At 32.7% G+C, this 12,585-nt stretch carries 13 protein-coding genes and 1 riboswitch; of the genes, 9 read left to right on the top strand and 4 right to left on the bottom strand.

Features of this window, described 5'->3' with window-relative positions; translation table 11 throughout:
• Positions 1-20: 20 nt before the first annotated feature.
• The 4 genes from J3R86_RS10340 to J3R86_RS10325 all read left to right on the top strand — a co-directional run bounded on the left by J3R86_RS10340 (position 21) and on the right by J3R86_RS10325 (position 4,269).
• A complete protein-coding gene (locus J3R86_RS10340) occupies positions 21-902 on the top strand; it encodes an SDR family oxidoreductase (RefSeq protein WP_002464620.1) in 882 nt (293 codons plus the stop codon).
• Between the two features lie 521 nt (positions 903-1,423).
• Positions 1,424-2,032: a hypothetical protein gene (locus J3R86_RS10335; RefSeq protein WP_207517208.1), complete on the top strand. Its 609-nt coding sequence runs from the start codon at positions 1,424-1,426 to the stop codon at positions 2,030-2,032.
• A gap of 124 nt (positions 2,033-2,156) precedes the next feature.
• A riboswitch (SAM riboswitch) is annotated at positions 2,157-2,252 on the top strand.
• A 69-nt stretch (positions 2,253-2,321) separates the two neighbouring features.
• Positions 2,322-3,626 (top strand): Na+/H+ antiporter NhaC family protein, encoded by a 1,305-nt coding sequence (locus tag J3R86_RS10330; protein WP_207517207.1) that lies wholly within the window; start codon positions 2,322-2,324, stop codon positions 3,624-3,626.
• 130 nt (positions 3,627-3,756) lie between these two features.
• On the top strand, positions 3,757-4,269 hold the full coding sequence (locus J3R86_RS10325) for an SRPBCC family protein (protein WP_207517206.1): 513 nt from the start codon (positions 3,757-3,759) through the stop codon (positions 4,267-4,269).
• A gap of 89 nt (positions 4,270-4,358) precedes the next feature.
• Here J3R86_RS10325 and J3R86_RS10320 read toward each other — a convergent pair whose 3' ends face one another.
• Positions 4,359-5,120 carry a MurR/RpiR family transcriptional regulator gene (locus J3R86_RS10320; RefSeq protein ID WP_207517205.1) on the bottom strand — a complete coding sequence of 254 codons (762 nt, stop codon included), beginning with the start codon at positions 5,118-5,120 and terminating at the stop codon, positions 4,359-4,361.
• Positions 5,121-5,417: 297 nt separating this feature from the next.
• On the opposite strand from J3R86_RS10320, the gene J3R86_RS10315 reads away from it, so the two are divergent.
• Entirely contained in the window at positions 5,418-7,013 is a 1,596-nt protein-coding gene (locus J3R86_RS10315; protein ID WP_207517204.1) for an alpha-glucoside-specific PTS transporter subunit IIBC, read from the top strand.
• A gap of 80 nt (positions 7,014-7,093) precedes the next feature.
• On the opposite strand, the gene J3R86_RS10310 is transcribed toward J3R86_RS10315, so the two are convergent.
• Positions 7,094-7,624 (bottom strand): hypothetical protein, encoded by a 531-nt coding sequence (locus J3R86_RS10310; protein WP_207517203.1) that lies wholly within the window; start codon positions 7,622-7,624, stop codon positions 7,094-7,096.
• 276 nt (positions 7,625-7,900) lie between these two features.
• On the opposite strand from J3R86_RS10310, the gene J3R86_RS10305 reads away from it, so the two are divergent.
• The 3 genes from J3R86_RS10305 (at position 7,901) to J3R86_RS10295 (ending at position 10,081) form a co-directional block, all read left to right on the top strand.
• Complete coding sequence (locus J3R86_RS10305; protein WP_242689008.1) at positions 7,901-8,845, top strand: bile acid:sodium symporter family protein; 945 nt, start codon at positions 7,901-7,903, stop codon at positions 8,843-8,845.
• 398 nt (positions 8,846-9,243) lie between these two features.
• The gene (locus J3R86_RS10300; RefSeq protein WP_207517201.1) at positions 9,244-9,879 is read left to right on the top strand and encodes an HAD family hydrolase; all 636 of its coding nucleotides are present in this window, start codon (positions 9,244-9,246) and stop codon (positions 9,877-9,879) included.
• A gap of 13 nt (positions 9,880-9,892) precedes the next feature.
• Complete coding sequence (locus J3R86_RS10295) at positions 9,893-10,081, top strand: hypothetical protein (protein ID WP_207517200.1); 189 nt, start codon at positions 9,893-9,895, stop codon at positions 10,079-10,081.
• 59 nt (positions 10,082-10,140) lie between these two features.
• On the opposite strand, the gene J3R86_RS10290 is transcribed toward J3R86_RS10295, so the two are convergent.
• Positions 10,141-10,326: a hypothetical protein gene (locus J3R86_RS10290; protein ID WP_207517199.1), complete on the bottom strand. Its 186-nt coding sequence runs from the start codon at positions 10,324-10,326 to the stop codon at positions 10,141-10,143.
• A 2-nt stretch (positions 10,327-10,328) separates the two neighbouring features.
• A complete protein-coding gene (locus J3R86_RS10285) occupies positions 10,329-10,679 on the bottom strand; it encodes a hypothetical protein (RefSeq protein ID WP_207517198.1) in 351 nt (116 codons plus the stop codon).
• 281 nt (positions 10,680-10,960) lie between these two features.
• Between J3R86_RS10285 and J3R86_RS10280 the strand changes: the two genes are divergently transcribed.
• Complete coding sequence (locus J3R86_RS10280; RefSeq protein ID WP_207517197.1) at positions 10,961-12,343, top strand: amino acid permease; 1,383 nt, start codon at positions 10,961-10,963, stop codon at positions 12,341-12,343.
• Positions 12,344-12,585 lie beyond the last annotated feature (242 nt).

Below are 12,585 nucleotides of genomic sequence, written 5' to 3'. Positions count from 1 at the left end.
TAATGAGGAGATGTTAAAATATGGGAGCACAAGATCCTAGAAATAAATTTAAAACATCAGATTATGATAAACAAGAACAACCTGTGCCTGGCTTACAAAGTGAAATGACACCAGCGCCAGACTGTGGTGAAACTTCATATATAGGGCATGGACGTTTACAAGATTATAAAATATTAGTAACGGGTGGAGATTCAGCGATAGGTCGTGCTGCTGCGATTGCTTACGCTAAAGAAGGTGCTGATGTTGCGATTAACTATCTACCAAGTGAAGAGCAAGATGCCCAAGAAGTTAAAGAAGTGATTGAACAAGCAGGCCGTCAAGCAGTGTTAATCCCTGGTGATATTCGTGATGAACAATTTAATTACGACCTTGTTGAACAAGCATATAAAACGTTAGGTGGCTTAGATAATGTAACGTTAGTGGCTGGTCATCAACAATATCATGATGATATTCAAGGTTTTGATACTAAATCATTTGCTGAAACATTTGAAACGAATGTTTATCCAATCTTCTGGACAGTTCAAAAAGCCTTACAATACCTACAACCAGGTGCATCAATTACAACAACATCATCTGTTCAAGGATATAATCCAAGTCCAATATTACATGATTATGCCGCTTCCAAAGCAGCAATCATTTCATTAACAAAAAGTTTATCTGAAGAATTAGGTCCTAAAGGCATACGCGTCAATTGTGTTGCCCCAGGTCCATTTTGGTCACCACTACAAATTAGTGGCGGACAACCACAAAGTAAAATCCCTACTTTTGGACAGAACACACCTCTAGGTAGAGCAGGTCAACCTGTTGAACTATCAGGTACGTATGTTCTACTTGCAGCAGAAGAATCAAGTTATACTACTGGACAAGTATTTGGTGTAACTGGTGGTATTCAAATAGATTAATGTGTATGACAGCACATTGATAATCGTATATGGAATGACTAAGAGACTATTCGTAAGTGAATCTCTGGTCATTCCATTTTTTATACATAAAATAGCAATATTTAAGTTTTCTAGACAACTTGGATAAACGATTTTGATGAGCCTGAGACAAAAAGTATTTTACACTTAACATGTAGTATTTAGCAGTAACTGTCGGTTTTAAAAATGTTATTAAATCAACGTTTTAAAAACCTAGTCAGTCTTGCCAGGGTGGGAGGGACCCGTCATAGAAAAAATTTAAGGATTACAGTTGACACTATTCGTGCAACTGCATAAAAGCTACAAAAGATTAAAATCTAAGTAGCTTTAAATGTGCAAGACGGGCATATACGCCATAAATTTTTGACAAGATTTATGTCTGTCTCTCTCCTACTTTTAGCATGTTACTATTAAATTAATTTTGAAAATTAGCGAACCATAGTCAACATCAATGCCCTTTTAGAAACAAAGCGACATATTACATCTTGAAAGGATGACGAGCGATGTTTAAAAGGCTAGCGATTACATTTAAACTTTTGACGTTTGTAGTTGTGGCTATTGTACTTAGTACTGCATTATTGTTCGATAAAATGGATGATACAAGTTTATTAATATTATGTAGCGGGATATTCTTATCTTGTATGTTATTAGGTAATATGTTTGCAGTAGCGCATAATATACAACAACAACGTATTTGGCTGACGCCATTAGGTGACTATACGATGGCCATGATAGCAACCGTTATTGCCTTCTTACCCTTTTTAATTATTGGTGTAGTGCCAACAGTTTCTAGCAATCAATGGCAATTACTTATCATCTTCTTAATTTGGGTACCAATCATCATTGCTAATATCATACTTAGAAAGTTGGGCATTGATTATATTATAAATGCGCCAGATAGAGATAAACGCGTTAAAGTGATGTCAGCAGAACGCACTAAAAAGTTGAAATATTGGTCTTTAATCATTACTTTAGTGAGCGTTATGCTTATTTTAATAGCACTGTATTTTAAATTATGGTTGCTATTAATCATTCCAATTATGGGATTAATTATTATCGTTGTTATTATGCTGTATATCGATGTTAAATATGATATTAACAACAATGATTAAGATAACTTAGTTTGATGAACGAACAACAAGTGATGAAAAAAATCATTTAAATAAGTACTTTTATTCTAATGACACTTGACGCTAACTATGTTATCTTTTACGGTAAGACTTTAAATCATATATAAACTTATCAAGAGAAGTGGAGGGACTGGCCCTACGAAACTTCGGCAACATGACTAATGTGCCAATTCCAGTAACCGAAAAGGTTTGAAGATAAGCAGGTATTCATCAATTGACCTCTTTCTTCTTTATCAGAAAGAGGTATTTTTATTGGAAAGCAGGTAAAAAAATGGAAGAACAGAAAAAAAGTAATGCATGGGCCTTATTTCCATTGTTATTATTTGTAGCTTTATTTTTAGGTGTTGGTATTGTAACGGGTGACTTTACGACAATGCCATTAAATGTTGCGATTACAGTCACAGTCATTGTGGCGTTATTAATGAATAGGAAAGAATCTTTTGCGTCTAAAGTTGAAGTGTTTACTAGAGGTGCTGGACATTCAAATATTATCTTAATGATGTTAATCTTTGTCTTAGCAGGTGCTTTTTCAACAACTGCTGAAAAAATGGGTGGCGTAACATCCACAGTAAATTTAGGATTATCATTAATTCCACAAAATCTTATCATCGTTGGTTTGTTTATTATTTGCATGTTTGTATCTATTTCAATGGGGACGTCAGTTGGTACAGTAGCAGCAATTGCTCCAGTTGGTTATGGGTTTGCGCAAGCAACAGATGTTCCTACTGCACTAGCAATGGCGACAGTTGTAGGTGGTGCCATGTTTGGTGATAATTTATCGATGATTTCTGATACAACTATTGCTGCCGTACGTACGCAACATACGAAAATGAAAGATAAATTTAGAGTGAATTTTAAAATTGTCTTACCTGGTGCCATTATAACGATTATCGTATTATTCTTTTTAACTAATGGTATAGCGATTGATCATACTAAAAATTATGATTACCAACTCGTCAAAGTCATTCCGTATGTCTTGGTGTTAGTATTAGCTTTAATAGGTGTGAATGTTATTATCGTATTAATAGGTGGTACATTGTTGGCTGGATTAATAGGTATCATCGATGGCTCATTTGGTTGGACTGGATTGTTAAACGCAATTTCAAAAGGGATTATGAGCATGGAAGATATTGCCATGATTGCATTATTAATAGGTGGTTTAGTAGGTATTATTCAACATAATGGCGGTATTACTTGGTTGTTACAATTTGTACGTTCAAAAGTGAAATCCAAACGTGGTGCAGAACTAGGTATCGCAAGTTTAGTAAGTGCTGCAGATATTGCAACGGCTAATAATACGATTTCAATTATTATGTCTGGCCCATTAGCAAAAAATATTGCTGATGAATATGATGTTGATCCAAGAAAATCAGCAAGTATTTTAGATATTTTTGGCGGATGTTTCCAAGGATTGTTACCTTATAGTCCACAAGTTATTTCAGCAGCTGGTGTCGCAGGTATCTCACCATTTATGATGGTACCTTATAGTATTTATCCTATATTATTAGGTGTTTGTGGTTTGTTTGCGATCGTTTTTAACCTTCCAAAATTAAAGAAAAAAACGTCTAAAGTATAATATGGCGGTGACTTTCAACTATATATCTTGAAGTAACGACTTTGATCATTGATGTCTATCTAATCGTCTAAGTTTGGAACTTTGTTAAAATAAGTTAAAATAAGAGTGAGATTGAAAGTAGATGAACAAAGTGGCAAAATTCAATGTAGAAAATGAACATGTAGAAATAGATGTTGAAAGATTGTTAAAATTTTCTCCAGAATTAGTCTATGAAGCTTGGACTAAAAAAGATATTTTAAAACAGTGGTTTATGACATCAACACGTACAAATAAGAGTATAGAAGCAGATGTTAAAGAAGGTGGCACGTACCGTATTGTCGACGTCAGAAATGGTAAAGAAAACATTATCGAGGGTACTTTTGACACACTGATTATGGATGAATTTATTAAAATGACAATTGGTATGCCAGGGTTAAGTGAAGAACAAGATGTCATTGAAGTAGAATTTTTTGAACGTGAAACAGGTGGTACTCAGATGTTCTTCTACTATCGTTCATTAGTTGAAAAAGAACGCAGGTTAACAAGTTTAGAATATAAACAAAAGAAAAAAGAATATCATGATTCGATTACACATGGTTTTGAATTAATGTTTGATAAAATGAACCAAGTGTTACAAGATATTGAAGATTCAAAACAACAATAGTATCAATAACAAAAAAGGAAGTTATGACTATGAAAATAGTATAGTCATAACTTCCTTTTTAATATCATAATCTCAATAGCTGATAATTGTTATGTTAAATCACCTTGTTGTAAATGTTCGTTATATTTTCTAACTAATGTCTCAAAGAAAATATGATAACTAATAAAGCTAGAATAGTCTGTACCATCCGTTAAATAAAAGGTATTACTAGAAACATAAACATTATAGTTTGCTTTTTGTGCAAGCGTATTGTCTTTCATTGTTGTTACAGAAATGAAGAATTTTTGACGTAATTGTAATAAGTTCGTTACTTCAATAAGTTGATGTGTTTCACCAGATAAGGAAATAATAAAGAATAAATCATTATCATCACTTTTATTTAATACCATTTTTAGTTCATGTTCATCATGTAATACAATAACGTTTTTATGCAATGTTAGTAAAATACGTTGTGCTTCTGCAGCAACGTTCAATTGAGCACGACCAGTTCCGTAAAGGTAAATTGTTGTAGCTTCATGCATTTTAGAAGTTAATAAGTGGTAATCAACGCGTTCTAAATAACTGAAAGTGCTTTCAATTTCTTGACGAAAACCATCGATTGAGTTTGAAGGTAATTGATGAGTTTTGTCACTTTCGAATTTTAAATAAGATTTAAAATCACTATAGCCATCAAAACCAAGCTTTCTAGTAAAACGATGAATGGTTGCATTAGAAGCGTGAGTGAATTGTGCTAAATCTTGAATCTTCATATGTTTACAAGCAGCAACGTGCGTATTAATATAATGAGCAATTTGCAGATCGTTATCATTTAATTTATCGAAATGACGATTAACGCGTCCATCTAGAAACATGCTTAGCATCCCCTTAATTTTGTTAGTAATATTAGAAAAAACTTATATAGTAATTTTGAATGTATACATATTAGTACATGATGATTGAATCATAGTCACTAAAGTCGTAACTGAAAATAATTTCAGTAAATGAAAAGATAATCTGATTATACAAAATACTTTCAAATTGCGTCAATGACGTTGTCTATGTGTAAGCGTTTACTATATATTGTATATAAATAGATTAAACAATATAGTTGCTTGAATATAATTAAGAGAAGCATACAGTTGATTATAAAAAGTTTTGGAGGGGAAAAGATGAATGCGATAAAACGATTTGGTAGTGCTATGATTGTTCCAGTTTTGATGTTTGCGTTCTTTGGTATTGTATTAGGATTTGCAACGTTATTCAAAAATCCAACAATTATGGGTGGACTTGCAGATCAACATACATTTTGGTTTAAGTTTTGGTCAGTTATAGAAGCTGGTGGTTGGGTAATTTTTAATCATATGGAAGTTGTTTTTGTAGTAGGATTACCGTTATCATTAGCTAAAAAAGCACCTGGTCATGCAGCACTTGCAGCATTAATGGGATATTTAATGTTTAATACCTTTATTAATGCAATTTTAACGCAATGGCCACATACATTTGGTGCCAATTTACAAAAAGGTGTGGAAAACGTACCTGGATTAAAGTCAATTGCAGGTATTGAGACACTAGATACTAATATCCTTGGCGGTATTATTATCTCAGGTATTATAACTTGGATACATAATAGATACTACAGTAAACGCCTGCCTGAAATGGTTGGTGTATTCCAAGGCTTGACATTCGTTGTTACCATTTCATTCTTTGTTATGTTACCGATAGCGGCAATTACATGTGTAGTATGGCCAACAGTGCAAAATGGTATTGGTTCAATGCAACATTTTATTATTGCTTCAGGATATGTTGGTGTATGGTTGTATCATTTCTTAGAGCGTGTATTGATTCCTACAGGATTACACCACTTTATTTATGCACCTATTGAAGTAGGTCCAGTTGTAGTCAATCATGGACTAAAAGCAGAATGGTTAGAACATTTAAATGATTTTGCGAAGAGTACGAAACCATTAAAAGAGCAGTTCCCATATGGCTTTATGTTACAAGGTAATGGTAAAGTCTTTGGTTGTTTAGGTATCGCCTTAGCAATGTATTCAACGACACCTAAAGAAAATCGCAAAAAAGTTGCAGCGTTGTTAATTCCTGCAACATTAACCGCTGTAGTAGTTGGTATTACTGAACCTTTAGAATTTACATTCTTATTTATCGCACCTTATTTATTTGTCCTACATGCATTATTAGCAGCAACAATGGATACAATTATGTATGGTTTTGGTGTTGTTGGTAACATGGGTGGCGGTGTGCTAGATTTTATCTCAACAAACTGGTTACCATTAGGTAAAGACCATTGGGGTACATACGTAGCACAAGTTATAATTGGATTAATTTTTGTAGCAATATACTACTTCTTATTTAGATTCTTGATTTTGAAATTTGATATTCCACTTCCAGGACGTAAAAAAACTGATGAAGAAGTTAAACTATTTTCAAAACAAGATTATAAAGAGAAAAAAGGTATTGATGATAAAGGCCATACGTCATCAACGGGTAATGAATACGAAGATAAAGCAGCATATTATTTAGAAGGTTTAGGCGGCAAAGATAATATTAAAGATGTGACTAACTGTACGACACGTTTACGCTTAACGGTGTATGATGAAAATAAAGTAGAAGATACTGATTATTTCACACATAATCAAATGTCACACGGTTTAGTGAAAAGTGGTAAAAGTGTCCAAGTAGTTGTTGGGATGACGGTGCCTCAAGTGCGTGAAGCATTTGAAAATATGGTCGACAAAAATGACAACTAATTTGAAAGTGACTTAATAATAGATAATAGCAAAAAAGAAACCGAGATGGTCATGAGTGACGATCTCGGTTTCTTAGTGCACTAAGAAATATGTGCTTTACTTAGTGATGATGATTTATATGTTGCTGATAAAATATCAATATTTCTAGTAGCAATGGTGTGCAAAATTTTAGCGAAAGTTTCAGGTGAGCTGATGATATGTGCATGTGATTTATTCAAAGTGTATGAGATGTCATGATGATTCTGGAACATAGTCATAATATCAATAACTTTATCTTTAATAAATGCATCTTGTAACCCATCTATATTAATATCAAAACGTTTAGCAGATTGATATAGATTATTAGAATCTAGTAATTCATTGATGTTCTTAGGTGATAACACTTGGTAAATACTGTATTGATGAAAACTTAGGAAAGATATGAAATAAGGTAATTGTTGTTTCGGTAAACTAATTTCTAAAACGTATTGTTGTGCTTCTTTTATTATTGAAAATTGAAATGCATCACAAAAATTGATGCTTTTACATAATTTATTTAATTTTTTACGTGTCGTACGATCATTTAAACCTGCTATATTGACGATATAAGTTTCGAACTTATCTAGAATCATATGAGGACCTCCCGAGGATATAACTGTTATGTATAAAAATGTGGTTAATTTGAGTTAAACATTATTTTATTCAAATTGATTTTACCACGCTTTTTTTCATTAAGCACTAAGACTTTTGAATGAAGTTGAAAATATTTATCATTAAATATTAATAGGATGATAAACGATATAAATAATAAGAATTTTCTGAAAAAAGTATTGTGACTGCTAGTAGCATATGTTATTATTTTCGGTATTATTGATTAGGATGAGGGAGTGTTTGACGTGTTAGAAAAAATGAGTCAATTTGCGACAAAAACATTTTTATTATGGATGTTGGTTGCTGCGATTATTGGATTTATCTTTCCAAGTCAGTTAGCAACTTTAGGAACAATCGTGCCTTATTTATTAGGCATTGTGATGTTAGGAATGGGGATGACCATCGAACCAAAAGATTTCAAAGTTGTCTTTCAGTCACCTAAGCCAGTTATTATTGGCGTTATCTTACAATTCACGATTATGCCTACATTAGCTTTTGTAATTGCTAAAGTATTTCAATTACCTCCTGAAATTGCAATTGGCGTTATTTTAGTAGGATGTTGTCCAGGAGGAACGTCTAGTAATGTGATGAGCTATCTTGCAAATGCGAATGTAGCATTGTCAGTAGCGATTACATCTGTTTCAACATTATTAGCACCTATCGTTACGCCTGCATTAATCTATTTATTTGCTAATGAGTGGTTAAAAGTATCGTTTGCTGCGATGTTATGGTCAGTCGTCCAAGTTGTATTAATACCGATTGTAATTGGATTTATTGTACAAAATGTTGCTAAAAAAGTTGCGCGTAAAGTTTCCACTGCATTACCTATTGTGTCAGTTATTGCTATTTCATTAATATTGGCGGCAGTAGTTGGCGGTAGCAAGTCTCAAATTTTAACTACAGGATTGCTTATCTTTGCGGTAGTCATTTTACATAATGTCTTAGGTTATTCTATCGGTTATCTATTAGCACGTGTGTTTAAATTAAATAAAGCTGATAAAAAAGCTGTGAGTATCGAAGTAGGAATGCAAAATTCAGGATTAGCAGTTTCATTAGCAACTGTACATTTTAGTCCGTTAGCAGCCGTGCCAGGTGCTGTATTTAGTTTTGTTCATAATATAACTGGGCCTATATTAGCAAGATATTGGTCAAAAAAGAGGCTAAATAAGCCTAGTATAAAAATATTGTGTACTTACATTTAAGGTGATTATAAGCCATTGTCCATATTGTAAATTAGCACTTTATAAATATAGTCAGTGCTGCTGTAGTGAAAGGTCTGTCATAAAAAGATTAAAAATCTAACATAAAGGATTACAATTGCTTTGAAAAAGGTTTACAGTTTATTAATTCATAATAAACTGCATAAGAGTTTCTAGCTATCAAGATAGTAGAAACTCTAACAATTGCATAGGGACCCAACATAGAGAAACTGTGAAACAGTTTCAACAAGCAATGCAGGTTGGGCAAGAGCTAGTAAAGATTAAAAATCTAACTAGCTCTAAGTTATAAATCTTTTGGGAAGTTATGTCTGTCTCACTCTTGCTATGACATGTATACTATGAGTATAGTTATAAGATTAATAACAGAGGAGAGAGACGTTATGTATAAAGCTGTAGTATTCGATTTTGATGGCACTATTGTTGATACAGAACAACATCTATATGAAGTCATCAATAAATATTTAAAAGAAGATCAAGTTGAACCTATAAGTATAGATTTTTATAGAGATTCTATCGGTGGTGCTGCAACAGAGTTACAAGAACATATTGTGAATGTTGTAGGACAACAGCGTAAAGATTTTATTTATCATATGCATAGTCAATCTAGTGCATCTCTGCCTATTAGACCTACGATTAAAGCATTAATGGAGTTTTTAAAACAACGTCATATACCTATGGCGATTGCAACAAGTAGTAACAGAAAAGATATTATGCCCACTTTTAAAGCACTTGGTTTGGATAACTATATCGAGGTTGTTGTAGGTAGTGAAGATGTAGAAAATGTTAAACCTGACCCAGAGTTATATTTAACTGCTGTACAACGATTGAATTATAGTCCAAGTCACTGCTTAGCTATCGAAGATTCAGTAAATGGTGCAACAGCAGCTATTCGTGCTGGTTTAGATGTCATTGTTAATACAAATCAAATGACTGAAGTTCAAGATTTTTCTAATGTGGATTTTGTAGCTAAAGATGTTGATGCTGATGAAATCATTGAAAAGTTCTTTACTAAATAAGGGGACTCATTAAATGTTATATACCATACTTTTCTTTATCGCAGGACCAGTCATTTTGGCAGTTGGTAATTTAATGATAGGGCCTATTTTTAACAAACAAACACCCTTTCATATACAAATGAGATCGTTTATTATTGGTTCTGTTATATATCTTATGATAGCAACCATTGGTTATTTTCTATTGTTACAAGGTAAATTATAGTAATAAAGCATAAGGTATTATCACGAATAAAGATAATATCTTGTGCTTTTACTATGTGTTTACATATATTTGAGTAATAGAGTGACAATGATTAAGACAATTAAAAGCGCATCAATACCAACCATAATAGTATATCTTGTATGATTTTGTCCTTCAGCTTTAGCAAATTTCATCGCACGATAATTTGGGATAAAACTAATGATTAATAATATCAAAACAATAAGTCCAATAATTAAAGTTGTCATAATTAATTCTCTCCATTTCTTCCACTAATGAATTCCCAAATAAACCCAGCTAAGATACCTAAAATAACTCCAGCTATAACACCAAGTTGTATTGTGAAGAAAAGTTTACCAATGATAATACCTAGAAGTATTGCGATTGGTAACGTTGTGCCAAATTTGATTTTACGGTTAGGTGAATTTAAAAGTGAAAATAAGATGATATAAAGTATTAAAAAGACCAATGTAGCAATAATTGTTTTCCCCGCTAATGCATAAATATCTGGTTTAGTCATACCGAAATAATTGATGATAAAAAAAGCAGCCGCAAATAACAACGACATTTTAATACCACGGGGTAATATCTCTTTGAACATGTGCAAGCTCCTTAAACATATTATTAAAAAAAGTATATCATAAGTGATAATAACCTCTAAAGACATTGTATTAAAGCTTTGTTTATAATTTATTTTATTTTTTTGAAAAATCTCAAAAATAATTGTTTGCAAATAACAAAAAGCCTGTTATAGTAATTTTGTAAACGGTTACATATGATTAAAATAATAATGTACCAAATACATAAAGTTATAGTATAATTACGTCAATAAGTTAATTATTGATTATATTTTAGGATTTTAAAGAGATGGGGTAAGATGGAATGGAAAACAATGAACTTCAAAGGGGATTGAGTTCACGTCAAATACAAATGATTGCACTTGGCGGAACAATTGGTGTAGGTCTTTTTATGGGTGCTACAAGTACGATTAAATGGACTGGACCATCAGTAATATTTGCATACTTAATTGCAGGTATCTTTTTATTTTTAATTATGAGAGCAATGGGAGAGATGATATATCTTAACCCAACAACGGGTTCTTTTGCGACATTTGCCAGTGATTACATACATCCGGCAGCAGGTTATATGACAGCTTGGAGTAATATATTCCAATGGGTCGTTGTAGGGATGAGTGAAGTTATTGCAGTTGGTGAATATATGAACTATTGGTTCCCTAATTTACCAAACTGGATTCCTGGAATTATAGCAGTATTATTATTAATGGCTGCTAACTTATTCTCTGTTAAAGCATTTGGTGAATTTGAATTTTGGTTTGCATTAATTAAAGTAGTAACAATCATCTTAATGATTATTGCTGGCTTTGGTATTATATTCTTTGGTATTGGGAATGGTGGTCATGCAGTTGGTATTTCTAACTTATGGGCACATGGTGGCTTTATGCCAAATGGTATCGTTGGATTCTTCTTTGCATTATCAATTGTTATTGGTTCTTATCAAGGTGTTGAATTAATTGGTATTTCAGCTGGTGAAACTAAGGATCCACAAAGAAATATTGTTAAAGCTGTTAATGGCGTTATCTGGCGTATTTTAATATTCTATCTAGGTGCTATCTTTGTTATCGTATCAGTTTATCCATGGGATGAATTAGGTAATATCGGTAGCCCATTCGTAGCAACGTTTGCTAAAGTTGGTATTACTTTTGCAGCTGGTTTAATTAACTTTGTGGTATTAACAGCAGCAATGTCTGGTTGTAACTCAGGTATCTTTAGTGCAAGTCGTATGATCTTCACTCTTGCCCAAAAAGGTGAAATGCCTAAGATTTTCACTAAAGTAATGAAAAATGGTGTGCCAGTGTATACTGTCATGGCAGTATCTGTTGGTATTTTAGTAGGTGCATTATTAAATGTGATTTTACCTTTATTGATTAAGGGTGCTGATAGTATCTTCGTATATGTATACAGTGCGTCAATTTTACCTGGTATGATACCTTGGTTTATGATTTTATTTAGTCATTTACGCTTCAGAAAATTACATCCTGAGCAAGTAGAAGGACATCCATTTAAGATGCCTGGTGGCGCATTCAGTAACTATATCACAATTGCGTTCTTAGTTATCGTGTTAATCGGAATGTTGTTCAATAAAGAAACAGTGGTTTCTGTATTAATCGGTATCGTATTCTTAACACTAGTAACAATTTACTACTTTATTAGATACAATAAAAATAATCATTCAGTAAATAAATAATGACATAATATCATTGAATATGTTTCATTAAAAATAGCCAATTAAGTTTAGATTACAAAATCGAAACTTAGTTGGCTTTGTTATTGTGCGCCCGGCATGGGTAATTACTAGACGGTGAAAGTCCGTTACAGGCTTGGTAGTAGGAACTGTTAGCGAAAGACAAGGGTGTCCATTGTGAAATGGAATCTGAAGGAAGTCGGACGCAAACACTCGCACTGACGAACAGAAATATCATACAAGGC

Source organism: Staphylococcus simiae, assembly GCF_017357005.1.
GTDB lineage: Bacteria > Bacillota > Bacilli > Staphylococcales > Staphylococcaceae > Staphylococcus > Staphylococcus simiae_A.
The sequence above is the reverse complement of the archived record's forward strand: the minus strand, read 5'-3'. Positions and strand labels throughout refer to the sequence as shown.

Excerpts from the sequence above, each read along its gene's own strand:
- J3R86_RS10340 (WP_002464620.1), top strand. The coding sequence starts at position 21 with ATGGGAGCACAAGATCCTAGAAATAAATTTAAAACATCAGATTATGAT.
- J3R86_RS10335 (WP_207517208.1), top strand. The coding sequence starts at position 1,424 with ATGTTTAAAAGGCTAGCGATTACATTTAAACTTTTGACGTTTGTAGTT.
- J3R86_RS10330 (WP_207517207.1), top strand. The coding sequence starts at position 2,322 with ATGGAAGAACAGAAAAAAAGTAATGCATGGGCCTTATTTCCATTGTTA.
- J3R86_RS10320 (WP_207517205.1), bottom strand. The coding sequence starts at position 5,120 with ATGTTTCTAGATGGACGCGTTAATCGTCATTTCGATAAATTAAATGAT.
- J3R86_RS10315 (WP_207517204.1), top strand. The coding sequence starts at position 5,418 with ATGAATGCGATAAAACGATTTGGTAGTGCTATGATTGTTCCAGTTTTG.
- J3R86_RS10310 (WP_207517203.1), bottom strand. The coding sequence starts at position 7,624 with ATGATTCTAGATAAGTTCGAAACTTATATCGTCAATATAGCAGGTTTA.
- J3R86_RS10305 (WP_242689008.1), top strand. The coding sequence starts at position 7,901 with ATGAGTCAATTTGCGACAAAAACATTTTTATTATGGATGTTGGTTGCT.
- J3R86_RS10300 (WP_207517201.1), top strand. The coding sequence starts at position 9,244 with ATGTATAAAGCTGTAGTATTCGATTTTGATGGCACTATTGTTGATACA.
- J3R86_RS10295 (WP_207517200.1), top strand. The coding sequence starts at position 9,893 with ATGTTATATACCATACTTTTCTTTATCGCAGGACCAGTCATTTTGGCA.
- J3R86_RS10290 (WP_207517199.1), bottom strand. The coding sequence starts at position 10,326 with ATGACAACTTTAATTATTGGACTTATTGTTTTGATATTATTAATCATT.
- J3R86_RS10285 (WP_207517198.1), bottom strand. The coding sequence starts at position 10,679 with ATGTTCAAAGAGATATTACCCCGTGGTATTAAAATGTCGTTGTTATTT.
- J3R86_RS10280 (WP_207517197.1), top strand. The coding sequence starts at position 10,961 with ATGGAAAACAATGAACTTCAAAGGGGATTGAGTTCACGTCAAATACAA.